This is a genomic window from Streptomyces sp. NPDC028298 (assembly GCF_055565895.1).
Genome location: NZ_JBVHTL010000011.1, coordinates 146,767 through 172,288, shown reverse-complemented (window position 1 = coordinate 172,288; position 25,522 = coordinate 146,767). Strand labels below are relative to the sequence as shown.

The following is a 25,522-nucleotide window of genomic DNA, read 5'->3' as shown; positions in this document are numbered from 1 at the left end:
CTCAAAGTGATCGGAAGGGTGCTGCACGTGCGATCCATCTGGAACGGCGCCATCTCCTTCGGCTTGGTGAGCATCCCCATCAAGGTCATGAACGCCACGGAGAGCCACGCGATCTCCTTCCGTCAGATCCACCTCGACGACGGCGGCCGCATCCGCTACCGCAAGGTCTGCGAGCTGGAGGACAGCGAGGTCTCGTCCGCCGAGATCGGCAAGGCGTACGAGGACGTGGACGGAACCCTGATCCCGATCACCGACGAGGACCTGGCCTCGTTGCCCGTCCCGACCACCCGGACCATCGAGATCGTGGCCTTCGTCCCGGCCGAGCGCATCGACCCGCTCCAGATGGACACGGCGTACTACCTGGCGGCGAACGGCGTCCCGGCCGCCAAGCCGTACATCCTGCTGCGCGAGGCGCTCAAGCGCAGTCAGAAGGTCGCCGTGGCGAAGTTCGCGCTGCGGGGGCGGGAGCGGCTCGGCATGCTGCGGGTCGTCGACGACGTGATCGCCATGCACGGCCTGCTCTGGCCGGACGAGATCCGGGCCACCGACGAGGTCGCCCCGGACGCCGCGGTCACGGTCCGCGACAAGGAACTCGACCTGGCCGACGCCCTGATGGACACCCTCGGCGAGGTCGACCTCGCCGACCTGCACGACGACTACCGCCAGGCCGTGGAGGAACTCGTCACCGCCAAGGCCGAGGGACACGAGGCACCCACCGCTCCCGCCGGCGACGAGGACGGCGGCAAGGTGCTGGACCTGATGGCGGCCCTGGAGAAGAGCGTGCGCGCGGCCAAGGAGTCGCGCGAGGACGCCACCGGAACCGGCGAGGACGCCCAGGTCACCGAACTGCCGTCCGCGTCCGGGAAGACGCGGGCCCGCGGACCGGCTCGTACGGCGCCCAAGGAGGTCGCGGGAAAGAAGTCGACGTCGACGGCCAAGAAGACAGCGGCGAAGAAGACGACGGCGAGGAAGTCGACGTCGAAGGCGACGACGGCGAAGCGGACGCCCGAGCAACGGACGACGAAGTCGACCACCGGGACGACGGATTCCGGGACGACGGCCAAGAAGTCGACCACGAAGACAGCAACGAAGACAGCCACGAAGAAGACGACGGCGAAGACTACGAAAGCGACGGCGAAGAAGACCACACCGCGCAAGCGAACGTCGGCGTGAGAACGAGGGCCCCGGGAACCGAGGGCCATCGCGGCCGGACGGGAGCCCGTCCCGCGGCGACCGCTACCACCCCGGCAGATGCACGAGAACGCCGCACACGAGAAGCAGGGAGGCGATCTGAGCGATGCCCCACGAGAGGCGATAGCTGAGCGTCCGGTGATTACGGACCTCGAGCAGCCGGGGAAAGATCTCCTGAGGGTGTTCCAGGTCGTAGGTGTCGGTCCAGTGCACGGAGACGACCATCAGGCTCAGCGCCCCGGACAGACCACTCGCGACGAGGGCGGCGACCAGGAGCGCCGTGGAACCGGCACCCCCGGGAAGAATGGTCAGGACGACGGTGGCGGCGGACACGAGGAACCCGTCGTAGCCGAGCAGCACCTGAGCCTTGGAGTCGAGCACGCTCAGGCACCCGTAGAGGTAGTCGTGGGCGTACATGTCCTGCGGTTCGGGCTGGATCCTCTTGAGGGCCTCCAGATGGGTCCGGGACTGAGGCCCCTGGAAGATCCCTTGCCGCAACCAGGCCCGCATCCCGCCTCAACTCCCCACCGTTCGCCACCACTTCCCCGGACGAGCATGCCCACCCGACCGCGGGATCCCCGCCCACCACGGCATACGTGCGCAGCCGCTACGGCCACGTCGGTACCCCGCACTCCTGCATACGGAGGACGGCGACGCGGGGCTGCATACGGAGGACCCGGCGACGCGGGGCTGCAAGGAGAACCCGGCGACGCGGGGCTGCATGGAGAACCCGGCGACGCGTGGCGAAGGATGAGCGGCGCGCGCACGCCACCCCCCAACCCCATCGGCTCATGGACCCCCGAGACGGAAGGGCCGGGGGGAGGCAGGATGACCTCATGACAAAGCAGCCCGCACGGCAGACCGGTCGCCCCTTCCATGGTTCGGTGCTCTCGTTGTGGTCGAAGGACTCGGTCCTGTCGATCGGCTCGGTGGGTTCGGTCCTGTCCGTCGGCTCCGTGGGATCGGCCCTGTCGGTGGGCTCGATCGGAAGCGCCCTGTCGATCGGCTCGATCGGCTCCTCCCTGTCCCTGATCTCGGCCGGCTCCTGGCTGAGCACAGGCTCGGTCCTCTCCGCCCAGTCGACCTGGTCGGTCCTGTCCTGGCGCTCGTCCCGGACCTTCCTCGCGGCGGGAGCCGTGGGCGCCGCGACAGCGGGCGCGCTGCTCCTGCCCCAGTTGCTCCACACATCCCGCCGGACTACGGCATAGCCGACCACGCGGACGCTCGGGAGGCCCGACACCCCAACGGCCCTCCTGCCGTTGCAGCCGGTCAGGACGGCGCCGCACGATGAGGACGGCGCATCCGCCCCGAGCGTGCGCCTATGTCAAAGGCCTGCCGGGAGTGCACGGATGCACAGCGACGCACCGAGAAGGACCTGCCCGAGCGCACAACCCGACATGCCGGGAAGCACGGTGCTCGGAATCCTCGCGGGCAGTGCGGATGCTCCGGAAGTCCGGTATCTGGCGCGCCCGATTCCCGCGGTCGCCGAGATCACCTCGCTGGCGGGTGACCTTCTCCCGACGGAAGTGTTCCGGTTCTCGGCCGAGTGCGTGGAGGACAGGTGCCGGCATTTCGACGGCCGGGACTGCACGCTGGCGAAACGCCTCACCGAGGTCCTCCCACCGGTGATCGGTGTCCTGCCACGTTGCCACGCGCGCGCCGCGTGCCGCTGGTGGCACCAAGAGGGCGCGGCGGCGTGCTTTCGCTGCCCGCAGGTCGTGACCACGACGATCGGGCCGACCCCGGAACAGGTGACGGTGGCGGAGCCGCCCCAGACAGGAGAACGTCATGCCTCGTGAAAAAGAGCCGGTCGTCGGGGTCGACGATTTCCTCGTGGCGGTGATCCGGGCCGTGTCACGTGCTGAGGAGGTCCGGTCGCCGGAGCCGGGAGGCTCGGTCGAACGCCGGACGGTCCTCGCACACAGGCCGATCGTCACGCTGGGCCTGACCTACCAGTCCATGACCGTGGCCGACGACGCGCTGCCCCGCGAGGCGGATCGCGAGGCGCGGGACGAGAAGCCGGCGGTGCCGCTGCGCGTGACACACGAGGACGCCGCCCGGGCCGACCGGATCGCGGAGAGCATTCAGCAGGTGCCGTTCCAGGAGAACATCGCGAAGGTGTGGCAGCGGGAGGCGGGAGCCGCGGACCAGCTCGCCGCGAGTATCGACACCCTGGGAGCGGTGGCCGATTCCCACGCGGAGTTCGCCATCAGTCTCGTGGGACAGCTCGACGACGCCGTACTCGAGAACCTCATGCTCACGGCGGGCGTGCCGTCGCACAACATGACCACCCTGAAGGGCGTGGCCCAGGACCAGAACATCGGCCTGGCCGAACTCCTGACTCTGAACAGCACCGCGAACCAGGAGAACACCCGGAACGGCGAGACGCTGCTGAGCGCGACCTTCCAACGGGGCGCGGGAATCGCCCTGGTGGGCGCAAGCCTCCTGGGAGTCGCAGCCATCACCCGCTCCCCGGTGGCAGCCGGAGCCGGCGCGGTCCTGGTGGTGGTAGGCGCAGCCCTGATGCTCCAGTAACCCACCCCCACAATCCCCGACCATCTCCTGCTCATTGCCGGTGCCGATCCCACCGAGGTGGCTGAGCGCGCCGGCAACAGCGTTGAGGCGCGGCTGACCAGCTGCGCGAATCAGTTGGTGCCAGCTGGAGCTCGACCTGATCGTGGCTTCGAACCTACTGCTGAACGGAGACGTCGACCCGCAGCGCTTCGACGAGCTCGGCGGCGAACTCGACCGCCTGGGGCTGAGCTACTCCCTGGAGCTCTACGACGGAGACGACACCCTGGTTCGCGAGATCCAAGTCTGATCACTCAGCTCACCTGCGAGGCCTCGGACATCTTGTCCGGGGCCTCCCTCGTTTCGAGCCCCATCTGCTGCAACGCTTCGAGCCGAGGGCGGATGAGGCCGGACGAGGGGGGCTCGTGGAGCTGAAGGTCACGCGCTGGAAGCCGTACGGACATGAGCGCCTGGACGCGAACCTGCCTGACGGCACGGCGATCGTTTCCTGTACGGGTGGAGCCGATGCTTGTCTTCGTCGGCGTGACGGATCTCAAGGTGGTGGCCACGTAGCTCAGCGTGCGCGTCTAGCCGGAGCGCGAGGTGGCGGCACTGGCGCCCCTCACAGGAGTACAGAGGGCGGAGCAGGTCGAGCAGGTGTACAGCGTTGCTCGTCATCGCAGGCGTGGAGCAGCGCCCAACTCTTCTGTGAGTCACGCATCCCATGGGGTGGTGATGGCTTCCGCGACGCTGAATATGGCATCGCAGTCGGCGCACTGCGCTTCGCCGAAAACGTAGGTCAACTTTTGCGCGACCTCGGCCTGACCATCCGCGAGCGCGCGACTGTGAAGCCTGTGGGCAACCCCTTCCAACGGGGGAGCCGCGGGCTGAAGAGGGATCTTCCTCGCCGCAGTCTCATTCATGTACATGCTGTCCAGGGTCGAAAAGAAGCCGGACTCGCCGAAGGCTATGAAGTTCTCTGAACTGCACGCGGGACAAGGGACTTCGTATTCGTCATCGTTCAGTCCGTCGAGTTGTGCACCCCAGACTTCGTCCCCCTCGAAGCCGAGGAGTGCGGCCAGTAGGTAGACGTACGTATTGGAGTCGTGGCTGAGGGCCGGATCCTGGAGAGCTTCCTCGGTCAGTTGCTTCAGGTCGGACATCTCCGAGGCGTAGGCGACGTGAGGATCTGGTTCTCCGTACGGCTGGTCGGTACTGGCGGCGATGGCGCCGGCCAGCAGGAGCGGCATCTGCCGGTCTGCGGGCGACCACTGGCGTGCGATGTCCCGCAGGGCGGGCAAGGCGGCGTGGCTCGCTGAATAGACGGTGCCCTGATGGCACAACCGGGACCACAGCGCGGTCCAAGCCGCATCCGTCGGCAGCCACCTCACGGTGTCCAGCAGGCCAGGGATGTCTTCTGCCGTGCCGTAGGCGTGGTGAAGCTGCGACCAGTCCGTCATACCGGCGATCTAAGCAGCCGGATGCGGCGGGCCTCGCGTCTGGGGTGGCCCGGTTGCGGTCATCGGGGCAGGCAAGCCGAGCGCGAGAACCAGCCAGCTAGCCGCAGCGATGCTCCAAGACCCCACCCACGCCCCATCCATGGCCCCGGACACAGAGCCGCTTCGGGCAGCACCTGGCTGCACATACGCGAAGACCCCGGCCTCAGCGTTTCCACTGGTGACGGGGGTCTTCGGGTACCTCATGAGCGGTGCCCCGGCAGGATTCGAACCTGCGCACACGGCTCCGGAGGGCATGCTCATGCCGTGTTTGACTATGACTCTGACCTGCAAGGGAGCCGCGCGCGGCGCAAGATCTCGTCTCGCTCACACGCCCCTCACACGCGCTTAGAGGGAGGGGCGGGAGCTCACCTCCGGTTGGTGAGGCCCGACGGGAGGCGACGACGTGAGGGGCTGCAACACCTCGGAGTGTTGTAGCCCGGTACTCAGACCGGACAGGTGGGACACTGGCGAATCTGACTGTCCCACTCATTTATGCAGGTCAGCGCTCTAACCGGACAGTCGGACACGTGGGACAGTCCCTACGGCGCCCTACATCGACCGAGGGCCACCGAGAGAAGCTGGAAGCAATGAGCCGCTGCCAAGCGAGGACATCGAAAGGGAGGCTAGGTGCCGTCGGCCAGTCCGCGCGACGCGTACCTAGAGGTCTCGGATTCTCTGCGTCGGAAGATCGAGAAGGGCAAGACTCCTGAGAAGCTGCCGTCTCAGGCGAAGCTGATGGAGCTCTATCACGTGAGCCGCAGCGCCATTGAGCGCGCGTTGGCTGACCTCAAGAGCAAAGTCGTGATCGAGTCCGCACAGAGGGCCAGCTGGTACGTGGTGGGAACGGGTGCTGCCGCCCGCTTGGGGAGAAGTTGACGGACCTCTTGCGGACCAATGCAGGCCATAGAGTCTCGCGACTTTTTCGAACGGGCAAAGGGTTCCGCCTATGGCAGCAAGTGTCCCTGACGCGCCAGCAACTTTCCGTCCCGGCGGCTACCCAGCCCGGAGAAGCGGAGCTTGGCCCCCGCTCGACGCGATGCTCGGGCACTCGACATGCCCAACATCAGCCACACAGCGAGGCGGTGCGCCAATTCCGTCGGTGAACCGTCACTAGGGATTGAGGTTAGAGCTTCCATCCTTCGTGGATGCGGGCTTTGCTGATGGTGCCTTCCTGTGGAGGTTGAACTCCTCCGGGATGACGATGGGCGGGCTACCTTTCTTACGGACTCCGCTGATGGCCGACTTAAGACGCTCGAAGAAGTCGTCCGATACCTCTATCGTCATAGCGGTGTCCTTGCTCCACTCCGCCTGCATAGTGAGTTCAAGCGTCCGGGCCAGCAGGTCACAGGTCCAGTAGATTCCGAAGTGGGTCCGGTACCGAACATGGATACTGGATTCGAGGTCTAGGTCTCCGTCATCGTTGACCCAGATCTTGCGCGCCGCTTCATGCATGGAGAAGTGCACCGCACGGGAGGTGGCGGAGAATAGGAAGTCGTACAGCCTCCCCTCGCCGATCGCATTGGCGATCCAGTGTGTCGAGGGTATTTGAGTGCTCTTCGGGCCGGTTGGCTCGGGCCAATTGAGATCCCTGCCAACCGCGGCGATAACCTCCCGAGTAGCTGAAGCCTTGCCGGTTATGAGGTTCACGAAGGCCGTGGGGAAGCCCAGATTCTTCATGCCCTTCTTGCCCGCGAATTGCTGCTGGGCCGTCAGGGCACGCAATGCCTCTTGGCCGCTCAGGTTGATGAAGAGCGTTGCGACGTGCGCGTCCGAGAGCGTCGAGAGGTACTTCAGCCAGAAGAACTCCTCGCAGGCTGGCCGCACATACACCACGGCCATGTGACCCAGTCCGCTCTTGGCCAGCAGCGACGTCGCTTCCATGGACTCAGCTTGGCGGAGCAGGCACGCCCGAAACAGCGCTGCCTTCGGATTGGCAAGCACTTGCGTAAACGGCACTTTTTCCAACTTGGAGATCAACTCCCGGACTACGGCCGCCAGCACGTCGGCGTGCTGCGCCAACTCCTCGCCCCATTGCGCATCGCGCTCCCTGTTCCCCATGCGCGAATCGTACTGACATCCAGCACGTGCAGGAGTCCCGTTGCTGCAGTTCGCGTGCGTCGCCGATGCGGCCAAGTGCTCTCGCCTCCATGGCGCGGAACTGCGCTGCCAGCGTGGGGGCGAGACCTGCGCCGGCCCATGCTCGCCGCGCGGGCCAGCGCGGCGGCTCCCCGGTAACTTCCGACGAAGGTTGCCGGGTGGCTCATCGCAGAAGGAAGCTGCTGCCCAGGAGCCTGTCACCGACGGCTTGAGCCATACGCAACGCCTGAATGAAGTAGCGCTGAGCTGCCCCGTGAATGCCGCTGTCGTACGTCATCCATCCGGAGAGCATGGTCACACCGTGCTTGATTATGACTCTGACCTGCAAAGAGGCCGTGTGTGGCACGGCGCCTCGCTTCGCTCACACGCCCCCCACACGCACGCGGGGAGGGTTACTTCCAGGTGTGTTGAGGACTGGAAGAGAGGCGACCACGTGAGGGGCTGCGACAACCAGGGTGTTGCAGCCCGCCGGCGAAGCGGCTCACTGCGCGGCACTCCGTCTGGCTGCAGCTATCACGAGCAGGACTCAAAGCTTCAGAATTAGGCAGCGGAAGCAAAACAGGATGGTAGATGATGAGGTTTCACAGGCTGGGACCCTCTACAAGTCGAACGGGTGAGCTATTCGGATGATGCTTGAGATTGAAGAATTGGAGAACGGAGGCCGTTTTGCGAAAGGCGTGGTTCATGCGGGCGGGATAGACCTGTTCGGATTTATTGACTATGGGTACCCGGATAAAGACTTGGAGGTGCAGTGTCTCGACCCGTCGGGAATGGAGGTTCGTTTGATTGAACTTGTCAAGGTGCTCAGCGAAAAAATTCCGGACCTCTCCACGTTGAGGTTTCCGTCACGCTGGGGTGAGTTGACGGAAATTTCGAAGAAGCCGGGATTTATGGTATCTCTCGACTTGAATGGCGACGACAGTTGGTCTGGGATTGAGTGGCTGCATGGGCAGCCTCCCCTGGCCAGCTTCTCTATCCCGTTCGCTCAAACAGTAGATGAAGCTGAATTTGAACGGCGATCGGAAAGAATCTTGCTGAGGTGCGGGCTGAAGTTGCGCACAGTGGAAGAGCAGGAAGATTACCTATATCATTCGTGGTTGGTCTCGGCCGTGTGTCTTAGTGAGGACCTGCCTCTGCGTGAGGTGAGAGAATGCGCCAAGCTCCTTACGCTCGCGTCCCACTCGGCCGTGTGGCCAGATCAGCCCTCGCTCGATGAGGTTCTCCGAATCATCCATCTTGGACACGTTGAACTCTTGAGCGGATGGCTTGTGGAAAACGAGTGGTTCGATGTCAAAGAAAGGGTTGACCTTTTGGATGCCCAAGGAAGACTTGAGTTCGCGAAGGATCTTGCACAGTTCGCGAATGGCTCCGCGGGAGGCATCCTTTTGATTGGCGCAAAGACTGAGGTAGACGAGGGTGGTGCTGAGACGTTTTCTAAACTCTGTCCTTTGGACAAGAATCCGCAGATTGCTCAACCAGTTCCTAGGGTGGTGCAGCAGTTGCGAGCTATCGCGCTAGCGCACATCTATCCAACGATTGAGGGGCTGAGGATTGAAGTGATCAGTGACAGGAGGGGGCAGATTATTTATGCTCACATTCCAAATCAGGAGAACCGAGTCAAACCGTTCATTGTGACAGGAGAGGTTGTCTCTGGGAAGATGAAGAGGAACTTCTTCAGCATTCCAGTGCGCACTAATGACGGTAACGTTCCAGTCGTTGCGCAGGAAATTCACCCATTGTTGGCCGAGAAAATGACCCGCTGGCGAGGAAAGGGGAGCGCAGGTCATTGAATCATCAGCGTGATTGGGATTCTGGTTTGGGAGGCAACTGCCCGTCGCTTGCTCGTGCGTCCGCCATCGCCTGTGGGCGGTCGGCGAGTGGGTGTGGATGGCGGTGCAACTCACGCACACCTCGGCCCGCACATTAATGACCGGAGTGCCCAGTCTCCAGCGTGAGCGTCGGACAGTTGGGGCAGCCTGGTTCTGAGCTGTCCTTGTTTCCGCAGATCGGCGGAAGTGTTGGGACCGTGGGGCAGATGGGACACCGCGTTCCGTGTACTGCCAAAGATCTATGTCGCGTGAGGAACCCGGCCACTTCGTCCAGGTCCTCTGGCGTTGGGTGTCTCACTCTCGATCGAGCAGGAGGGAAGGGTGTCTGTCCAGCTTGGCGGCTCGGTACCGTAAAGCCGGCCCCTGCAACGAAGAGGTAAGACACGGTGCGTGGTCTTGGTGACCACCTCAGCGAAGTCCGTAGTTCGGACGACGGCACCGGGCCATCTCCGTCAGATGGGTAAGGCGACTGCAACCGACTCGTCACGACAACAGTCTTGACCGAGTATGGGAGTACCTACGTTGCGGCGCCGGGTGGAACGGCGGGGGTTGCGCCTGTGGCCAGTAGGCCGGGTGCTCGTCTTGGCCTTCACTGTGGCGGTCCTGGTGGCCACTGCGGTGTTCTATACCGGGTGGGACTTGCTTGATGCGCGCGGGCTCAAGCCTGAGCGCCGCATCGACTCCCAAACTCTCTTTGACCTGGTGAAGCTCTCCTTTGGTGTAGTCGCTGGTGCCGGAGCCCTGGTCGCCTTGGTTGTCGCTTATCGACGCCAGCGCGTAGACGAAGATGGCGCTCTGCGCGAGGCCTCCCGCCTACACACCGAACGTTTCACCGCAGCCGTGGGCCAGCTCGGCGACGACTCCGCCGCAGTGCGCCTGGGAGGAGTGCATGCGTTGGCAGGCCTCGCCGACGACGCGCCGACGCGCGACCTACGGCAGACATGCATTGATGTGTTGTGCTCCTACCTTCGTCTGCCCTATCCCCTCGAGGCCGATCTCCCAGCTGATGCCATGGAGGCCAGGCACGCCTACTTGGCCCTGAGAGAAGTGCGTCATACCGTGATCCGCTTGATTCGCGACCGCTTGCGCCGATCTTCCGACCACCAGCACTCCTGGCAAGGGCATGACTTTGACTTCACTGGTGTCATCTTTGACGGCGGAGACTTCTCTGGTGCGGTGTTCTCCGGCAGTACGGTCAGCTTCACCGGTGCGGTGTTCTCAGGCGGCGAGGTCGACTTCAGCTACACACAGTTCTGTCCCGGTTCCCAAGTCACCTTTAACAATGCGGTGTTCTCTGGAGGCCGTGTCCTATTCCATGATGCGGCCTTCATTGACGGATTCGTCGGATTCGATGCTGCGAAATTCACTGACGGCACGGTTGACTTCCACGAGGCAAAGTTCTCGGGCAGTTGGGTCAGCGTCAGTGACGCGATCTTCTCAGGCGGCCGGGTGATCTTTCCCGATGCAGAGTTCTCCCGTGGCCCGGTCTGCTTCGACAACATCTCCTGCCGTGACGGCAGGATCGCCTTTCGTGACGCGGTGTTCTCCGGAGGCAGTGTTACCTTCCGCGGCGCAACATTCCAAGGTGGCCTGGCTAGCTTTGACAATGCGACGTTTTCCGGAGGAACTGTTGTCTTTGCGGGCGCGGTGCTTTCTGGTGGCACTGTCGATCTGTCCGGCGCCAATGGCGCAGCACCCGCGAACGTAGTCCTGCCGCACGAGGCGCCCCTGCCGGCTGGGCTAGTGCTGCCGTCAGCGTGGCCCAGCTGACGCTGCAGCTGGCGTTTGCACGACACGCGATCTCAGGTCGTGCACGGTCGGAGGGGGTATGGCAGCCCGTGCTGAACATCCGGAGGGCAGTGAGTACCCGACAAGCCCTCCGGCAACGGCTTGTCGCTCGTAAAGCAGGACGCCGTAGGCGCTCCCTGTGGACGACAGCATGAGGGGTTGCAACACCTCGGGTGTTGCAACCTGGCCCCAGGCCGGACAGGTGGGACTCTGGTAAATCTCCCTGTCCCGCCTAATTGTGCAGGTCAAGTGCCATATTGGGACAGTCGGACAGGTGGGACACGACGGGTCTAGCTATCCCGTGCGCACCTCATGGCACTCTTGGCAACGGGCAGTGAAGGCAGTGAGAGGAGCCGGAGTGTCAGAGGCCAGCCCGCGCGGAACTTACCTGGTCATCTCAGAGAAGCTCCGGGAGCGGATCGGAGTGGAGGGGAACGCTGAAGTGTTGCCGTCGGAGGCTGACCTGATGCGTGAGCATGGTGTCGGCCGGAACACCGTCCGGCGGGCTCTCCAGGTTCTTGAAGCTGAGGGTCTTCTGCAGTCCGCTCCCGGAATTGGGTGGCGCATCGTGCGGGATGGTGATCGGCGGTCTCTTGCCGAACGGATGTCGGACCTGATCGCCGAGGAGTCGTTGTCGGTGGGTGATCCGTACCCGTCCGAATCGAAGCTCTGCCACCGCTTCAGCGCCTCGCGCACGGCCGTGCGTCGAGTCCTGGCGCAGATGGAAGGGAACGGTCTACTGGCCACTGTCCACGGCAAGGGGCGTACGGTGCGCGCTCTCCCGGCTTCCCCTGCCCGGCCGTAGTCTTGACCGCCATGGGACTCACTGAGTGGGCGTACTCGCTCTCCGAATCGCTGCTGTCCGATCCGCTCCCGCGTCGTTGGGCGCACTCTCTGGGGGTCGCCAAGCGCGCTCGTTCTCTGAGCCCGATCGTGGGCGACGACGCCGAACTCTTGGAAGCCGCCGCGGTGTTGCATGACATCGGCTACTCGCCGGCCCTTGCAGTTACCGGCTTCCATCCGCTGGATGGCGCGCGGTTCCTCCGGGACCAGGAGGGTGCGGACGAGCGGGTCGTTCGGTTGGTGGCCCACCACTCGTGTGCGCTTTTGGAAGCAGAGGAACGTGGGCTGCGGCAAGAGTTGGAGAGCGAGTTCGAGCTAGAGCGGCCGGACCTCGTTGACGCTCTGCTCTTCTGCGACATGACGACGACACCGGACGGGGCGCAGACCACGCCAGCCGAACGGCTGGGCGAGATCGAGGAGCGATACGGTCCAGACACGATCGTCTGGCGGTTCATTCGGCGCGCGGCGCCCGAGATCCATGCAGCTGCGGATCGGGTTGAAGCGCGGTTGACGCAAGCTTCGGTTGCCGATCAGCCGATGTAGGGATCAGGTCGCGACTCGTCGAGGCCGTGCCGGATGCGCAGCATCATCGATGGGTGGATGTCCAGTCCATCGAGGTCCGTAGGGGTGACCCAGCGGACCTCCTTCGATTCGCTGCTGGTGCGCAGGGAACCGCCGACGGGGTGGGCTCGGAAGCAGATGGAGAACTGTTGCCGAACCTCTCCGTCGTCGTATGCGAGCACATGTTCAGGGTCGGTGTAGAGCCCGACGATGTTGTCCACCTCGACCTGGATACCGGTCTCTTCCAAGACCTCGCGAACGGCAGTGTCGGCGATGCGTTCGCCGATGTCGTGGCCGCCGCCCGGCAGGGCCCACAGATTGTTGTCGGTCTTGTGGATGAGCAGGAGACGTCCCGCGTCGTCCCGCACGATCGCCGTGACCGAGGGCACCACAGCGTTGGCCTTCGGGGCGTTCGGGTCACGGAAGTAGTCGATGCGGCTCATCAGTTCGCGCCTTCCCAGTCGGCCGGCGAGGAGATGGGACGGGCCGATTCCCACACCCGTTCCACGCTCTCAGCGTAGGCGTCGAAGAGTTCGCCGCCAGGGACGCGCTGCAAGTGGAGTACAGGGGCCATGTATGCGCCCACGCCATAGATGTGGCCGTTGGCCAGCATCTCGTCGTCAGCTCGGTAGATCGAGTTGTAGAGCGTGGTGCTGTGCAGCCGGAACTCAACGCCGGGAAGGCCGAAGAGCGGGCCGTAATTGACCAGGGCGTTTCGGATCTTCGCTGCCATCGCTGGACCAATGCCCTCGTCGGCCCCGCGCGCGGCTACCGCTGGCGAGGCGGGCTCTCCCATGAGGAGTCGGACAGGCACGCCCTCTGCCGATTTTTCCTTCACGATGCGGTGGAACGTTGCGTCCTCTGTCAGCCAGAAGCCGGAGTAAACCAGCACGTCGAACTGGCGTCGCGCCCTGGAGTAGAGATCTGTCCAGAGCGTCTGCATCACCACGGACCGGTGTGGATAGAGCCTGACCAGCTCTGCGTTGCCAGAGGCGGTGACCTCTGCCGACGTGCGTTCGTCGGGCCACAGGTACGACACCTCGCACTTCAACAGCGAGGCCGTCGCGTACTGGAAGCGTCGGTATGGCTTGCGTTCGGGTTCGTTGATCCAGCGTTCGACCGTCTTGGCCGCGACCCCGAGCCGTTGAGCCACCTCGTCGAGGGTCAGGCCTAAGTCCACTATGGCGCCGCGTAACCGCTCGTTCGCCACACCAACCTCCGTGCTGCTGGGACGACTTGGTACGACTTCACGCTAACCAAGAACGACCCAGGCCGTACAGCTGCGGAGTCGAGCGTCGCCGTGTCCGGCGCCAATCTGTAGGTACATCGAGCGCGAGAGGCCCGCGGAGCCTGAACAGCCGAAGGGCTTGACGGAGCGGACACCTCGCTGCAAGATGAGGAACACGTAATACATGTTCCTCCCAATCTGGAGGGCCCATGAAACGGGTCCGAAGGAAGCCGTTGATCTTTGACAACTGAATGGGGATCACGCCGCCTCTCCGCGGCCAAGTAGGCAGCCACGTGGGACTTCGTCCCTCGTGAGGTACAGCGCAACCAGTCCTTGAGCAGCGCCCTTGGCGTTGCGGCCCCGACGCGCCGTGATGGCGACGGATCGAATCCGTCTTGGGGGTGCTGCTGGCGGCCGTCTCTCACCACATCCTGACCACGGCCGCCCCTCCCTCCACCTCAGAGGAGCCCTCATGCCCGCTGCCGTTGAGATTGTTTCGTTCGGCTACCTGCACGACGAGCCGCCCGCCGCGCACTTGACCATCGACCTGCGCGACCACTTCCGCGACCCGCACGTGAGCCCCGAACTGCGGTACATGACCGCGAACGACGAACCCGTCCGCGCCGCGGTGCTGGCCACCCCGGGGATCGCGGCACTGGCACTGGCGACCGCAGCCGCAGTCGACGCCTTCGCGTCCGGGCCGTCCCACGGCACCGTCACCGTCGCCGACGGGTGCGCCGGCGGCCGCCACCGCGCCCCCGTTTTTGCCCGAGCACTGGCCGAGCTGCTGCGCGACGCCGGACACGACGTGTCCGTCCACCACCGCGACTTGGACAAACCCGTCGTCCAGCGCTGATCACTTCGCCCTGATGGCAGCCAAGCCGGTCAGGGCGCACATCCCGAGCGGTCGCCTCTCACCACCAGGCCACGACCGCTCGGCGTCTCTCCACCCCTTCGACATCAGGAGCGCTGTCATGCGTGCCTACATCGGCGGCCATCAGGCCGTGAACGACACCGACTTCCTCGAACTCGCCCTCGGGACCCCGGTTGAGCTGTGGCTCGGGGTCGACGGCGAGAGCGACGAGGAGCGAGCGGCCCGGCTGGACGCGGCCCGCGACATCCTCGCCACCCCCGAGTACCGAGACCTGCCCGACCGCGTGAGCCGGTTCGCCGCCGAGGCGATCGAGGCTTACGCGCCGCAGCTGTTCAACATCGTCGAACTGCCGCGACCGGCGCGGCGCCGCACTCCTCGAAAGAGGGCGGCGGCATGAGCACCGCGACCGAGACGCCTGTCTCTGCGGTGCCGCAGCTGTCGAGGCCCGAGCTGTGGCTGTTGGGCACGGTCGCCGTGACGGCGGCCGGGGTCGGTGGGCTGGGCCTGGCGTCCTCGTTCGAGGCGGTATCGGCGGCAGGCGCCCGCTGGGGGTTCGCCTCTCCGTGGATGCTGCCGGTCGGTATCGACGTGGCCATCCCGGTGTTCACGGCGGCGTTCCTGCTGCTGATCCGTACGGACATGCCGCTGAGCTGGGTGCGCTTCGTTCCGTGGGCTCTGACCGGGGTGACGTGCTGGCTCAACATCGCGGCCGGACACTCGCTGTCCGCGAAGGTGGCGCACGGCACGATGCCGCTGCTGTGGGTGGTCCTGTCCGAGGTGGCCGCGCACGTCTACGCCTCCCGGATCGGCGCCGTCACCGGCCGGCGGATGGAGAAGATCCGCCGCTCTCGCTGGCTGCTCGCCCCGCTGTCCACGTTCGCTCTGTGGCGCCGCATGACGCTGTGGGAGATCACCTCGTACGCGGACGCACTGGGGCGCGAGCGGGAACGGCAGTTGGCCCGTGCACAGCTGCGGCAGCAGCACGGTCGTCGCTGGCGTTCCAAGACACCTCGCCCCGAGCGGGTTCTGTTGAAGCTGGGGGAACTGGCTCCGGCCGACGAGAACCTGCCGCCCGTGCTGCCGCAGGACCCGGAGCCGCCCCACCAGGACGCCGCGAAGCCGGCGCGTAAACGCCGCACCGCCAAGGCCAAGACCAGCAAAGCGCCCCGGACTCCTGCGGAGCTGCTCGCGGAGGCGCGGACGGCCACGGCGGAGTGGACGGATGACGCGATCAACGCGGAGGCGATCCGGACCACGCTGCACTGCTCGGCCGCGAACTCCCGAGTGCTGCGCGACCTGCTGCTCAGCGAGCGCGCCGACGGTCGACGCCTGCACCCCATCACCGACAGCATCGAGGGCGACCAGGAGGCGGTGGCATGAACACTCAGGTAACCGCTCTGCTCTCCGCTCTGTCGCCCGCTGTGGGCTGGGCTGTCCACGCGTGGCGGCTGCGCTCCCGCCTCGACACGGCACGGCGTGACCCGCTGACCGGCTTATGGGCCCGTGACGGGTTCACCCGTCGCGCCGCCGCCCTGCTCAAGGACTCCCGGTCGGTCGTGGTGCTGGCTGACGTGGACCGCTTCAAGCAGATCAACGACACCCACGGGCACGCCGCTGGTGACGCGCTGCTGAAGGCGACCGCGGACCGGCTCGCTCAGCACGTCGGCCGGGCTGGGGTCGCCGGGAGGCTCGGGGGCGATGAGTTCGCCGCCGTCCTCATCGACGAGCACGGTGCCGCTGCCGACCTGCTCACCGTCCTGCGCGGGGTCCTCGCCCGCCCTGTCGACAGACAGGACCCCGCCATACGCACCACGGTCTCGCTGGGCTGGGTGCGGGCAGCGGACTTCCCGGCCGACGACCTGTCCAGCCTGTTGCGGCGGGCGGACGAGGCTATGTACGCGGCCAAGCAGGCCCGTGCCGGACTGCGCCGCGCGGGGCTGGGCCGGCTGTTCGCCACCGTCACCGGACGGCGTGCCGGGCGTACCGGCGCACGGACGGACCGGCCGGTTGTGGGGGTGGCGGCATGAGCGAGCCCCTCGCGGCTGTCGGCACCTGGCGGCCCGTGATGGAAGCGGCCGGGCACCGCTGCCAGTGCGTTGGCGCGTGTGGCAACGAGCACGCCAAGACCGACGGCCGCTGCCCGCGCGAGCACGACGGCTACACCAGCAAGCACGGCCACCGCATCCGCCTGATCGCCGCGCCCGCCGACCCGCTCACCTCGCCCGTCAATGCGGCCGCTCTGCCTACGTCGGAGCTGCGGGCCTGGTGCCCGCAGTGCCACACCGCCGCCGCACGCTCGGCGCGCACCAGCGAGGCCCAGCCTGTCGAGGCACCGGGCCTGTTCGACCTCTGACCTGAAGGGGAGATCAGGCATGAGCCTGACGTTCACCGATCTGTTCTGCGGCGCGGGCGGGTCCTCCACCGGCCTGGTCGGCGCGGGCCTTGAACTGCGCTTGGCCGCGAACCACTGGCAGCGCGCCGTGGAGACGCACGCCGCCAACCACCGCCAGGCGGACCACCTGTGCGCGGACATCAACAACTACGACATGCGGCGCCTGCCCCGGACGGACATCCTGTGGGCGTCACCGATCTGCACGGAGATCTCCCCGGCCGGCGGCAGGCGCCGCACGCACGGACAGCTCGCCCTCGAACTGGAGGAGTACGGGCGGGTGGAAGACGCGGGCTGGGAACGCACCCGGGCCACCGCCTACGACGTGATCCGCGCGACGGAAGTCCACCGCTACGCCGCCGTGCTGTGCGAGAACGTCCTCGAATTCGCCGTGGACTGGGAGCTGTTCGACTGGTGGCGCGGCGGCATGGAACTGCTCGGCTACCGCTCCCAGGTCGTGTCCGTCTCCTCCGCCCACGTCGGGGGAGGAGACAACCTGCCCGCCCCGCAGTGGCGGGACCGGATCTACGTCGCGTTCACCCGCACCGACGTCCCCGTCCCGGACCTGACACCGTCGCCGCTGGCGTACTGCACCGTTTGCGGTGAAGACGTTGGGGCGGTGCAGACCTGGCGCAACGGTCGCCGGGTGGGCAAGTACAAGCAGCAGTACGACTACCGCTGCCCGAACACTGTCTGCCGTCACGCCCTGGTGGAGCCGTACGTGCGTCCGGCCGCGTCCATCATCGACTGGACGAACCTCGGGGTGCGGATCGGCGACCGTAGTGCGCACGGGCTGCGCCCGCTGGCCGCGAACACCATCAAGCGCATCCGCGCCGGGCTGAACCTGCTCGGTGAGGCGCGGATGGTCCTCACGGTCAACCACGGCGGGCACGACGGCCGCGCGGTCCCCGCCAACACGGCGCCGCTCGCGGCCCGCACGGTGAAGATCGGGGACGCGGTCCTCGTACCGACCGGCGGAACCTGGAACACCCAACCCACCCTGACGGGCGAGCCGATGCGCACAAGGCTGGCCAACCCCAAGGGGTTCGAGGCACTGCTGACCCCGCCGCCGGTCGACGACTCGTTCATCGTCACGCTGCGCCGCAACGCCACCGCCCGCCCGGTCTCCACGCCGGTCGACACGGTGACCGGGCAGGGGCGGCACCACTGGCTCGTCATCCCCTACCGCAACGCGCTCGCCAAGTCGGCCGGCGAGCCGCTGCACACGCTCGGCACGAAGGACTCCGCCGGACTGCTCGGCCCGGCACCGGAGCTGGACGACTGCCACTACCGGATGATCCAGCCGCGCGAGCAATTGCTCGCGCAGCGCTTCCCGGCCGACTACATCGTCCACGGCAACAAGGGCGAGCAGACCATGCAGGCCGGAAACGCCGTGTCCTGCAACGTCGCCCAGTGGATCGGCGAACGCGTCACCGCAGCACTGGCCCGCACCGCCGCCCACGCCGCCTGACATGGCGTGGCCGCCGGCTGGCCACAGGTGGCCGCTGCATGGCCTAGCAACGCCCTAGGCCACCAGCAAGAGTCATGGCACGGGCCCGGCCGCCCACCTCCTACAGCGTCGACCGGGCCCGCTCTCCCTCACACCCGAAAGCGGAAGGAAGTTCAGTGAACCACCCCGACGACAACGAACTCTTCAACCGGCTGGAAGCAGAGATGACAGCCGACCCCCGGGCCGAGGTGGTCGACCTCGGCAAGGCACGGTCGGCGCGGACCGAGTCGGCCGACCAGTCACCCGACTCCGGCACGGGCGGGTCGGGCACGGAGTCGACCGACCCGACCGTCCGCGTGATGGTCGACCGGTCGGCACCGGCCGTCACCGGTCCGGGCTATCTCGGTCGGCTGGCCGGAGCCAAGCGCCGGGCGGTCGTCCCGCTCTGGCTGAAGTCGCTGGCGGAACTCAAGACCGCGTCCGCGTGGGTGGCCCGCCACTACGCGCACACCGTCGGCTACCACGCCCTTCGCACCCCGGTCTATGCCGCCCGCCTCACCTTCCGGGCCCCGACGGGCGCGGCCCGGTTCGTGGGCGGCACGATGCGGTGGGTCGCCGACCGCGAGGGCGAGCCGGTCCGCCTCGCCGCCGTCCGCCGCGAGGACGCCGCCGAGTACCTCAAGCTGTCGCGGCAGCGCGACGGCCGGGTGAGGCTGCGCACCATCGTGGCCGTGCTCGCCCTGTTCACCGGAATCGGCGCCGCGCTCGCCCTCTACGTCCTCGCCCCGGACTGGCTCCAGGCGGTGTCGGTGAGCGCGGTCGTGATGGCGTTAGGCTCCGCCGGACGCCAAGCGGATGCCCCGGTCGTCCACAGGGCTGTGGAACTTCCGAACGCGCCCAAGCTCACCTCGGACATCGTGCTGCGGGCCCTCGGTGCGCTCGGTATTCCGGCGATCAACCAGGCGCAGGGCAAGGGCCGGGACGGGTTCGCCTTCACCGCCCCGATCACCCGCGACGGGCCCGGCTGGCGTGCCGAGGGCGACCTGCCGTACGGCGTGACGGTCACCGACGTGATGGACCGCCGCGAACGCCTCGCCTCCGGGCTGCGCCGTCCGCTGGGCTGCGTGTGGCCCGAGGCGGTGCCGGACGAGCACACCGGCCGGCTGGTGCTGTGGGTCGGCGATCAGGACATGTCCAAGACCAGGGTGCCCGCGTGGCCGCTGGCCAAGTCCGGGACGGTGGACCTGTTCAAGCCCGCCGCGTTCGCCACCGACCAGCGCGGACGCTGGGTCGAGGTCACCCTCATGTACATCGCCGGAGTCATCGGCGCGATCCCGCGCATGGGCAAGACCTTCCTGCTGCGCCTGCTCCTGCTGCTCGCCGCCCTGGACCCGCGCGCCGAAGTGCACAGCTACGACATGAAGGGCACCGGCGACCTGGACCCGGTCGGCGACCAGGTCTCCTACCGCCACCGGGCCGGAGAGGACGAGGAGGACTTCGAGTACGCGCTCGCGGACATGCGCGAGGTCCGCGGCGAGCTGCGCCGACGCGCGAAGGTGATCCGCTCCCTGCCGCGGGACATCTGCCCGGAGTCCAAGGTCACCACCGAGCTGGCGGACAAGCCGTCGCTGGGACTGCACCCGATCGTGATCGGGGTGGACGAGTGCCAGAAGTGGTTCGAACACCCCAAGTACGGGGCGGAGTTCGAGGAGATCTGCACCGACCTGGTCAAGCGCGGCCCCGCCACCGGAATCGTGCTGCTGCTGGCCACGCAGCGCCCGGATGCCAAGTCGCTGCCCACCGGCATCTCTGCGAACGCCTCGGCCCGCTGGTGCCTGAAGGTCATGGGTCAGCTGGAGAACGACATGGTGCTGGGTACGTCGTCGTACAAGCGCGGGGTGCGCGCGACGATGTTCGCCTGGGCCGACAAGGGCATCTGCTACTTCGTCGGCGAGGGCTCGGACGCCCGCATCGTGCGCTCCGTGAACGTCAACTCGGTACTGGCCGAGGCCATCGCCCTGCGTGCCCGCGCACTGCGCGAGAAGGCGGGCACGCTCGCCGGACACGCCCTCGGGCAGGAACCGCCGGTCAGCGATGCGGCCGGATACGACCTGCTCGCCGACATCCTCGCCGTCGTCCCCGCCGAGGAACCCAAGGTGTGGTCCGAGACCGTCGTCGCCCGGCTTGCCGAACTGCGGCCGGACGTCTACGGCGGCTGGGACGCCGAAGGACTGGCCGCAGCCCTCAAGCCCCACGGCATCGCCACCGGCCAGGTGTGGGGCAAGACCGAGTCCGGCAAGGGCGCCAACCGGCGAGGCATCGAACGCGCCCGCATCACCGCGACGATCGCGGAGCGTGATGGAAACCGGGACGCGGGCTGAGCGGAAACCGCCGCTAGACCTAGCACCACACCCCGCTAGGTCTAGCGGCACCGCTAGCACCCCACATCATGCGTGATCAGGCCGCTAGTGCCTAGCGGCCCACCAGCGGAAACCCCGAAAACCCGCCCGGAGGGCCCGTCATGACCCCCATCCTCGCCGCTGTCGCCTGCCTGATCGCCGTCACTTTCAGTTACGGCGGACTGTGTGCGGCCTCGCCGTTCGGCAACTGCCGCCGCTGCCGCGGCATGGGCCACGCACTCAAGACCGACCGCAAAGGACGCCTCAAGCGCGGCAAGGACTGCCGCCGCTGCAAGGCAACCGGCAAGCGCATCCGCGCCGGCCGCTGGCTCTACAACCGCTGGGCCCGCATCTACCGCGCCGGCACCGACTGAGCAGACGACCGGCGACCGCCCGTCATCAGACGGACCCCGCTCCTAGCTGGAGCCAGGCAGGCACGGTCGCCGGTCTGTCGCCCCGAACTTGCCAGCACCCGGGGCGCGCAGAGCCCATCCACCCACCCACCTCGCCCGGAAGCGAGTTCCCGTGATCCTCAACATCTCCGCCGTGCTGCTGTTCGGCGCCGCGTCCGCCCTCGCCGTCAAAACCAAGTCCGCCGGTGGCGGCGCCGCCCTGGTGCTGTTCCTGTTCGGCTTCTTCGCCGCAGGGACCGGCGCCTACGAACCCATCCACAACCTCGTCCAGGCGTCCGCCACCGCACTGGCCGACCTCGGCAACTGACGGGAGAGACCATCGTGAACGAACCCATCGTCGCCCGGCACTGGCTCGCCCTCGCCGCGCCCAAGACCGCACCCGCACTCGCCACCACGACCGTCCTCGCCCTCGCCCGCCTCTGGAACGCCCACGGCGCCGAACACTCCCTCGGCAACGCCGTGTTGATGGCCGCCCTGTCCATCGGCGCCGCCGCGGCGGGCGCGTGCGCGAGCGTCGGCCGCGCCGGAGACCCGGTCATCGCGGGAACCGCGTTCGCCGCCTCCGGAGCGCTCGCCTTCGCCGGCGTCGCCGGATACGCCGACGGGCTCCCGCTCCCGCTGCTGCTGTGGTCCGTCGCCACCGCCGGCGCCTACAGCCTCGCCGCCCGCTACTGGCGCACCGACCGCCGCACCCGCGTGGCGCACGAGCGGCACGTCAGCGACCGCCGCGAGGAACGCGCCCACCTCGAACGCGTCGAGACCATCCGCGGCACCACGCAGATCGAGGTGGCCCGCACCGGCGCCGCGTACGCCGAAGCCCTCGCGCAGGCCCTCACCGCCCGCGCCGCACTCCCCGGCTTCGACGCGCAGGCGCTCACCGCGACGGGACTTCCGCAACTTCCCGCCAGTGACGATCGGAGGACGCGGTGAGGTTCTTCCTCGGTACGCATCAGCCCGGATGGCTGGGCACCGCGAACGTCCCCCTGTTCGTCTCCTACCGGCGCCTGGCGTCCCGGCGCACGCTGCCCCGCGCGACAGCCCCGTGGGCCCTGGACTCCGGCGGCTTCACCGAACTGTCCATGTACGGAACCTGGCGCACCCCCGCCCGCACCTACCTCACCGCGGTCCGCCGCTTCCGGGACGAGATCGGCCAGTTGACGTGGGCAGCACCCATGGACTGGATGTGCGAGCCCTGGATCACCGGCCTGACAGGTCTGAGCGTCGGCGAACATCAACGCCGCACGATCGACAACTACCTCCACCTGCGCGAGACGGCCCCGGATCTGCCGATCGTCCCCGTCCTCCAGGGCTGGCACCTGCATGACTACCTCGCCTGCGCTGACGCCTACCAACGGGCCGGTATCGACCTGACCGCCGAACCCGTTGTCGGGCTTGGCTCCGTCTGTCGCCGTCAGGCCACCGGGGAAGCCACGACCATCGTCAAAACCCTCGCAGCGAGAGGGATGAGGCTGCACGGCTTCGGCTTCAAGACGCTCGGTCTGCGCAGCTGCGGGCACGACCTCACCTCAGCCGACTCCCTCGCCTGGTCCTACGACGCACGCCGCAAAGCACCCCTGCCCGGCCACAGCCACAAGAACTGCGCCAACTGCCTTCCCTACGCCCTCCAGTGGCGCACGCGGACCCTGACCACCCTGCCGCCCTGGCACCAACCACCCCTCGGCGACGACACCGCCGATCAAACCGCCTGACAAAGGACCCGAGCGTGTTCGAAATACGCGTCATCCGCCAGATTCCCACCCACACCGAAAGCGAGTGATCCACATGTCCGTGGGAGAGACCCCCATCACCATCGTCGGCAACCTGGCCGCAGACCCCGAACTGCGCTTCACCACCAGCGGCGCCGCCATCGTCAAATTCTCCGTCGCCTCCACCCCGCGCAGCTACGACAAGACCACCAACCAGTGGCAGGACGGCACCGCGATGTTCCTGCGGTGCACCGCCTGGCGCGACCTCGCCAACCACGTCGCCGAGTCCCTGACCAAGGGCATGCGCGTGGTCGTCACCGGCCGCCTGCGTCAGCACAACTGGAAGACCGACCAGGGCGAGAACCGCTCCATGCTCGCTCTGGAAGTCGACGACATCGGCCCCTCGCTGCGCTTCGCCACGGCCAAGGTCGAACGCGCCCAGCGCAACGGCGCCGGATCCGCCCCAGCCGACGACCCCTGGAACAACGCCGCACCCGCTCCCGGCGGATGGAGCGCATCCGCTCCGGCCGGCGCCCCGGCGACAGGCGACGAGCCGCCGTTCTAGAGACGCCCGGGGCGGCCGTCTCTCACCACAAGACCACGGCCGCCCCGGCTCTCTTGTCCCTTCGACAGAACAGGAGACGTCCAGCATGACACCCACAGGCAAGACCGCGTCCCCGCCCTCCTCGGGCCACCCGGACGAGAACCCCCTGCGCACCGCTCTGTACCTGGCCAGCGCCGGAGTGCCGGTGCTGCCCCTGCGGGCAGGGAAAGTGCCGTTCGGCAACTGCCGCGCCTGCGCGAACGGCGCCTGCGGCGGCCGGCCGCACATGAAGAGCGCGGGCCCCTGCCAGTGCCCCTCGGCGTGCCACGGATGGGCCGCTGCCACCACGGACCCTGACGTGGTCACCTCCCGCGCGTGGGCCCCGGCATGGCAACAGGCCGCATCCGTCGCCTACCACCCGGGCGGCGCGGGACTGACCGTCGTCGACCTGGACAACGCGGCGGCCATCGCGTGGGCGCGCACGGCGCTCCCGGCCACCCATACGGTGCCGACCACCCGCGGTCAGCACTGGCTCTACCGAGGGGCCATGCGGTCGGCCAACGCGGTCCGGCCCGGCGTGGACGTCAAGTCGCTCATGGCCTACGCCCGCTGGCTCGGCCCCGGCGACGGCATCATGACGGACCTGCCGTCCGCCGTCCACGCGCTCGCCGTGCGAGAAGAGGCCACCCCCGCCCGGGGGAGGGTGGCCTCTTCTTCCAGCGCGCGAGGGGGGTGGGACCGGACCGTTGCCACCGGGTGCAGGCACACCGAGCAGTACGTGCGCACCGGCCTGGACCACGGGCTCGCCTTGGTCCGCAGCCACACCGAATCCGGCGCGGGATCACAGGCCTTCCAGGTAGCCCGGTTCCAGGCCAGCCGGCACGCGCAGTGCCCTGGACCCTGCGGGCTGGATGCCATCGGCGCCCAGATCATCGATGCGGCCGTCTCCGTCGGTGTCCCCGAGAAGTACGCCCGCCGCGCCGTCGCCAACGGCCTCAACACCGCAATGGACGGGGCGGCATGAGCACCAACCCGATCCCTCCACTGCACCTGTACTCGGTGCCCAGCGATCCCGAACAGGCCCCGCACGAGCTACCCAAACGGGAGCGCCCGCGCACCGCCTGGACAGCGGATCAACTCATGGCCGCAGAGTTCCCCGAACCCAAGTGGGCAGTGCCCGGCATCCTCGCCGAGGGCGTCAGCCTGCTCGCCGGACCACCCAAGGTGGGCAAGTCCTGGCTGTCCCTCGGCCTGGCCCTCGCGGTCGCCGCTGGCGGAAACGCCTTCGGCTCCCTGCCCGTCGACAGCGGCCCGGTGCTCTACCTCGCCCTGGAAGACACCCCGCGCCGCCTCCAGACCCGCATGGGCAAGATGCTCGGGGAACAGACAGCTCCAGCCGGCCTGACCCTGGTGACCGAATGCCCGCCCTTCCCCCAGGGCGGCAGCGACGCCATCGCCAACTGGCTGGAGCGCAACCCGCACGCCCGCATGGTCGTCATCGACGTGTTCGCCAAGATGCGCGGCCAGGCCCCGCAGGGCGTGTCCGCGTACGACGCGGATTATGTCGCGGTCGGCTACGCCAAGCGGATCGCCGATCACTACGGCATCGCCGTGGTGCTCGTCCACCACGTCCGCAAGGCAGGCTCGGACGACTTCCTGACCGAGGTGTCCGGCACCAACGGAGTCGCCGGCGCCGCGGACGCCACGCTCGTCCTTAAGCGGGCGCGGGGCCAGGCGGACGGCATCCTGCACGTGACGGGACGCGACGTGGACGAAGCCGAGTACGCGCTTCAGTTCCAGGCTGCCTCCGGCGCCTGGCAGATGCTCGACGGCCCGGTCACCGACCACACCATCGGCGACACCCGCGCCGCCATCCTCCGCCACGTCCGGGAGAACCCCGGCACGCGCCCTCGGGACGTCGTCGCCGCGCTGCCGCAGCTCGATGCCGAGAACGTCCGCCGTACCTGCTCCCGCATGGCCGCAGACGGACAGCTGGCCAAGGACGCCAGCGGCCGGTACTACCCGGACACCGAGAGCCGGACACAGGGAACGCCAGGGGTGTCCCAGCTGTCCGACTGTCCCAATATCTCATCTGACCTGCACGAACAGGTGGGGCAGCCGGAATCGGGACTGTCCCACCTGTCCGACTCCCGTTCCCCTCGCGAGAACCCGGAAGGAACCGACCGTGGCGCGTGACGAG

General features: G+C 67.4%; 29 protein-coding genes. 24 read left to right on the top strand and 5 right to left on the bottom strand.

Features of this window, described 5'->3' with window-relative positions:
• Positions 1-27 precede the first annotated feature (27 nt).
• On the top strand, positions 28-1,173 hold the full coding sequence (ku, locus tag ACZ4TO_RS37125; RefSeq protein WP_468026502.1) for a non-homologous end joining protein Ku: 1,146 nt from the start codon (positions 28-30) through the stop codon (positions 1,171-1,173).
• A 63-nt stretch (positions 1,174-1,236) separates the two neighbouring features.
• On the opposite strand, the gene ACZ4TO_RS37120 is transcribed toward ku, so the two are convergent.
• Positions 1,237-1,701 (bottom strand): hypothetical protein, encoded by a 465-nt coding sequence (locus ACZ4TO_RS37120; protein ID WP_382787417.1) that lies wholly within the window; start codon positions 1,699-1,701, stop codon positions 1,237-1,239.
• Positions 1,702-2,027: 326 nt separating this feature from the next.
• Between ACZ4TO_RS37120 and ACZ4TO_RS37115 the strand changes: the two genes are divergently transcribed.
• The 4 genes from ACZ4TO_RS37115 to ACZ4TO_RS37100 all read left to right on the top strand — a co-directional run bounded on the left by ACZ4TO_RS37115 (position 2,028) and on the right by ACZ4TO_RS37100 (position 4,012).
• Positions 2,028-2,399, top strand: a complete 372-nt coding sequence (locus ACZ4TO_RS37115; protein WP_468026501.1) for a hypothetical protein — start codon at positions 2,028-2,030, stop codon at positions 2,397-2,399.
• Positions 2,400-2,540: 141 nt separating this feature from the next.
• Positions 2,541-2,990: a hypothetical protein gene (locus tag ACZ4TO_RS37110; RefSeq protein WP_468026500.1), complete on the top strand. Its 450-nt coding sequence runs from the start codon at positions 2,541-2,543 to the stop codon at positions 2,988-2,990.
• Entirely contained in the window at positions 2,980-3,726 is a 747-nt protein-coding gene (locus ACZ4TO_RS37105; RefSeq protein WP_468026499.1) for a hypothetical protein, read from the top strand. The genes ACZ4TO_RS37110 and ACZ4TO_RS37105 overlap by 11 nt, the downstream gene beginning before the upstream one ends.
• 142 nt (positions 3,727-3,868) lie before the next feature.
• A complete protein-coding gene (locus ACZ4TO_RS37100) occupies positions 3,869-4,012 on the top strand; it encodes a hypothetical protein (RefSeq protein WP_382787409.1) in 144 nt (47 codons plus the stop codon).
• A gap of 403 nt (positions 4,013-4,415) precedes the next feature.
• Here ACZ4TO_RS37100 and ACZ4TO_RS37095 read toward each other — a convergent pair whose 3' ends face one another.
• Complete coding sequence (locus tag ACZ4TO_RS37095; protein ID WP_468026498.1) at positions 4,416-5,162, bottom strand: hypothetical protein; 747 nt, start codon at positions 5,160-5,162, stop codon at positions 4,416-4,418.
• Positions 5,163-5,828: 666 nt separating this feature from the next.
• Here ACZ4TO_RS37095 and ACZ4TO_RS37090 point away from each other — a divergent pair.
• The gene (locus tag ACZ4TO_RS37090; protein ID WP_468026497.1) at positions 5,829-6,077 is read left to right on the top strand and encodes a GntR family transcriptional regulator; all 249 of its coding nucleotides are present in this window, start codon (positions 5,829-5,831) and stop codon (positions 6,075-6,077) included.
• Positions 6,078-6,311: 234 nt separating this feature from the next.
• Here the strand turns inward: ACZ4TO_RS37090 and ACZ4TO_RS37085 are convergent, their stop codons facing one another.
• On the bottom strand, positions 6,312-7,259 hold the full coding sequence (locus ACZ4TO_RS37085) for a DUF5677 domain-containing protein (protein WP_468026496.1): 948 nt from the start codon (positions 7,257-7,259) through the stop codon (positions 6,312-6,314).
• Positions 7,260-7,924: 665 nt separating this feature from the next.
• Between ACZ4TO_RS37085 and ACZ4TO_RS37080 the strand changes: the two genes are divergently transcribed.
• The 4 genes from ACZ4TO_RS37080 to ACZ4TO_RS37065 all read left to right on the top strand — a co-directional run bounded on the left by ACZ4TO_RS37080 (position 7,925) and on the right by ACZ4TO_RS37065 (position 12,301).
• Positions 7,925-9,088, top strand: coding sequence for an AlbA family DNA-binding domain-containing protein (locus ACZ4TO_RS37080; protein ID WP_468026495.1), 1,164 nt, complete (start codon positions 7,925-7,927; stop codon positions 9,086-9,088).
• Positions 9,089-9,700: 612 nt separating this feature from the next.
• Positions 9,701-10,897, top strand: coding sequence for a pentapeptide repeat-containing protein (locus ACZ4TO_RS37075; RefSeq protein ID WP_468026494.1), 1,197 nt, complete (start codon positions 9,701-9,703; stop codon positions 10,895-10,897).
• 376 nt (positions 10,898-11,273) lie between these two features.
• Complete coding sequence (locus ACZ4TO_RS37070) at positions 11,274-11,720, top strand: GntR family transcriptional regulator (protein WP_468026493.1); 447 nt, start codon at positions 11,274-11,276, stop codon at positions 11,718-11,720.
• An 11-nt stretch (positions 11,721-11,731) separates the two neighbouring features.
• Positions 11,732-12,301, top strand: a complete 570-nt coding sequence (locus tag ACZ4TO_RS37065) for an HD domain-containing protein (protein ID WP_468026492.1) — start codon at positions 11,732-11,734, stop codon at positions 12,299-12,301.
• Here the strand turns inward: ACZ4TO_RS37065 and ACZ4TO_RS37060 are convergent.
• Positions 12,289-12,762, bottom strand: coding sequence for an NUDIX domain-containing protein (locus ACZ4TO_RS37060; RefSeq protein ID WP_468026491.1), 474 nt, complete (start codon positions 12,760-12,762; stop codon positions 12,289-12,291). The two genes, ACZ4TO_RS37065 and ACZ4TO_RS37060, sit on opposite strands and share 13 nt — an antisense overlap.
• Positions 12,762-13,529 (bottom strand): helix-turn-helix domain-containing protein, encoded by a 768-nt coding sequence (locus ACZ4TO_RS37055; RefSeq protein ID WP_468026490.1) that lies wholly within the window; start codon positions 13,527-13,529, stop codon positions 12,762-12,764. Before ACZ4TO_RS37055 ends, ACZ4TO_RS37060 begins: the two co-directional genes overlap by 1 nt.
• Before the next feature lie 490 nt (positions 13,530-14,019).
• Here ACZ4TO_RS37055 and ACZ4TO_RS37050 point away from each other — a divergent pair, with 490 nt between their 5' ends.
• The 14 genes from ACZ4TO_RS37050 (at position 14,020) to ACZ4TO_RS36985 (ending at position 25,518) form a co-directional block, all read left to right on the top strand.
• Complete coding sequence (locus ACZ4TO_RS37050; protein ID WP_468026489.1) at positions 14,020-14,403, top strand: RapZ C-terminal domain-containing protein; 384 nt, start codon at positions 14,020-14,022, stop codon at positions 14,401-14,403.
• A gap of 118 nt (positions 14,404-14,521) precedes the next feature.
• Positions 14,522-14,818, top strand: a complete 297-nt coding sequence (locus tag ACZ4TO_RS37045) for a hypothetical protein (RefSeq protein WP_468026488.1) — start codon at positions 14,522-14,524, stop codon at positions 14,816-14,818.
• A complete protein-coding gene (locus tag ACZ4TO_RS37040; RefSeq protein WP_468026487.1) occupies positions 14,815-15,801 on the top strand; it encodes a DUF2637 domain-containing protein in 987 nt (328 codons plus the stop codon). The genes ACZ4TO_RS37045 and ACZ4TO_RS37040 overlap by 4 nt, the downstream gene beginning before the upstream one ends.
• Positions 15,798-16,448, top strand: coding sequence for a GGDEF domain-containing protein (locus ACZ4TO_RS37035; RefSeq protein WP_468026486.1), 651 nt, complete (start codon positions 15,798-15,800; stop codon positions 16,446-16,448). Before ACZ4TO_RS37040 ends, ACZ4TO_RS37035 begins: the two co-directional genes overlap by 4 nt.
• Entirely contained in the window at positions 16,445-16,774 is a 330-nt protein-coding gene (locus ACZ4TO_RS37030; protein WP_468026485.1) for a hypothetical protein, read from the top strand. The genes ACZ4TO_RS37035 and ACZ4TO_RS37030 overlap by 4 nt, the downstream gene beginning before the upstream one ends.
• A 19-nt stretch (positions 16,775-16,793) precedes the next feature.
• Positions 16,794-18,281 carry a DNA cytosine methyltransferase gene (locus ACZ4TO_RS37025; RefSeq protein ID WP_468026484.1) on the top strand — a complete coding sequence of 496 codons (1,488 nt, stop codon included), beginning with the start codon at positions 16,794-16,796 and terminating at the stop codon, positions 18,279-18,281.
• A 155-nt stretch (positions 18,282-18,436) separates the two neighbouring features.
• Positions 18,437-20,641 (top strand): cell division protein FtsK, encoded by a 2,205-nt coding sequence (locus tag ACZ4TO_RS37020; RefSeq protein WP_468026483.1) that lies wholly within the window; start codon positions 18,437-18,439, stop codon positions 20,639-20,641.
• A 140-nt stretch (positions 20,642-20,781) separates the two neighbouring features.
• The gene (locus ACZ4TO_RS37015) at positions 20,782-21,033 is read left to right on the top strand and encodes a hypothetical protein (protein WP_468026482.1); all 252 of its coding nucleotides are present in this window, start codon (positions 20,782-20,784) and stop codon (positions 21,031-21,033) included.
• A 151-nt stretch (positions 21,034-21,184) separates the two neighbouring features.
• A complete protein-coding gene (locus ACZ4TO_RS37010; protein ID WP_398394298.1) occupies positions 21,185-21,379 on the top strand; it encodes a hypothetical protein in 195 nt (64 codons plus the stop codon).
• A gap of 14 nt (positions 21,380-21,393) precedes the next feature.
• Positions 21,394-22,002 carry a hypothetical protein gene (locus ACZ4TO_RS37005; protein ID WP_468026481.1) on the top strand — a complete coding sequence of 203 codons (609 nt, stop codon included), beginning with the start codon at positions 21,394-21,396 and terminating at the stop codon, positions 22,000-22,002.
• The gene (locus ACZ4TO_RS37000; protein ID WP_468026480.1) at positions 21,999-22,781 is read left to right on the top strand and encodes a deazapurine DNA modification protein DpdA family protein; all 783 of its coding nucleotides are present in this window, start codon (positions 21,999-22,001) and stop codon (positions 22,779-22,781) included. Before ACZ4TO_RS37005 ends, ACZ4TO_RS37000 begins: the two co-directional genes overlap by 4 nt.
• A 73-nt stretch (positions 22,782-22,854) precedes the next feature.
• On the top strand, positions 22,855-23,343 hold the full coding sequence (locus ACZ4TO_RS36995) for a single-stranded DNA-binding protein (protein ID WP_468026479.1): 489 nt from the start codon (positions 22,855-22,857) through the stop codon (positions 23,341-23,343).
• Positions 23,344-23,428: 85 nt separating this feature from the next.
• Entirely contained in the window at positions 23,429-24,346 is a 918-nt protein-coding gene (locus tag ACZ4TO_RS36990; RefSeq protein ID WP_468026478.1) for a bifunctional DNA primase/polymerase, read from the top strand.
• On the top strand, positions 24,343-25,518 hold the full coding sequence (locus ACZ4TO_RS36985) for an AAA family ATPase (RefSeq protein ID WP_468026477.1): 1,176 nt from the start codon (positions 24,343-24,345) through the stop codon (positions 25,516-25,518). The genes ACZ4TO_RS36990 and ACZ4TO_RS36985 overlap by 4 nt, the downstream gene beginning before the upstream one ends.
• The last annotated feature ends 4 nt before the right edge of the window (positions 25,519-25,522 follow it).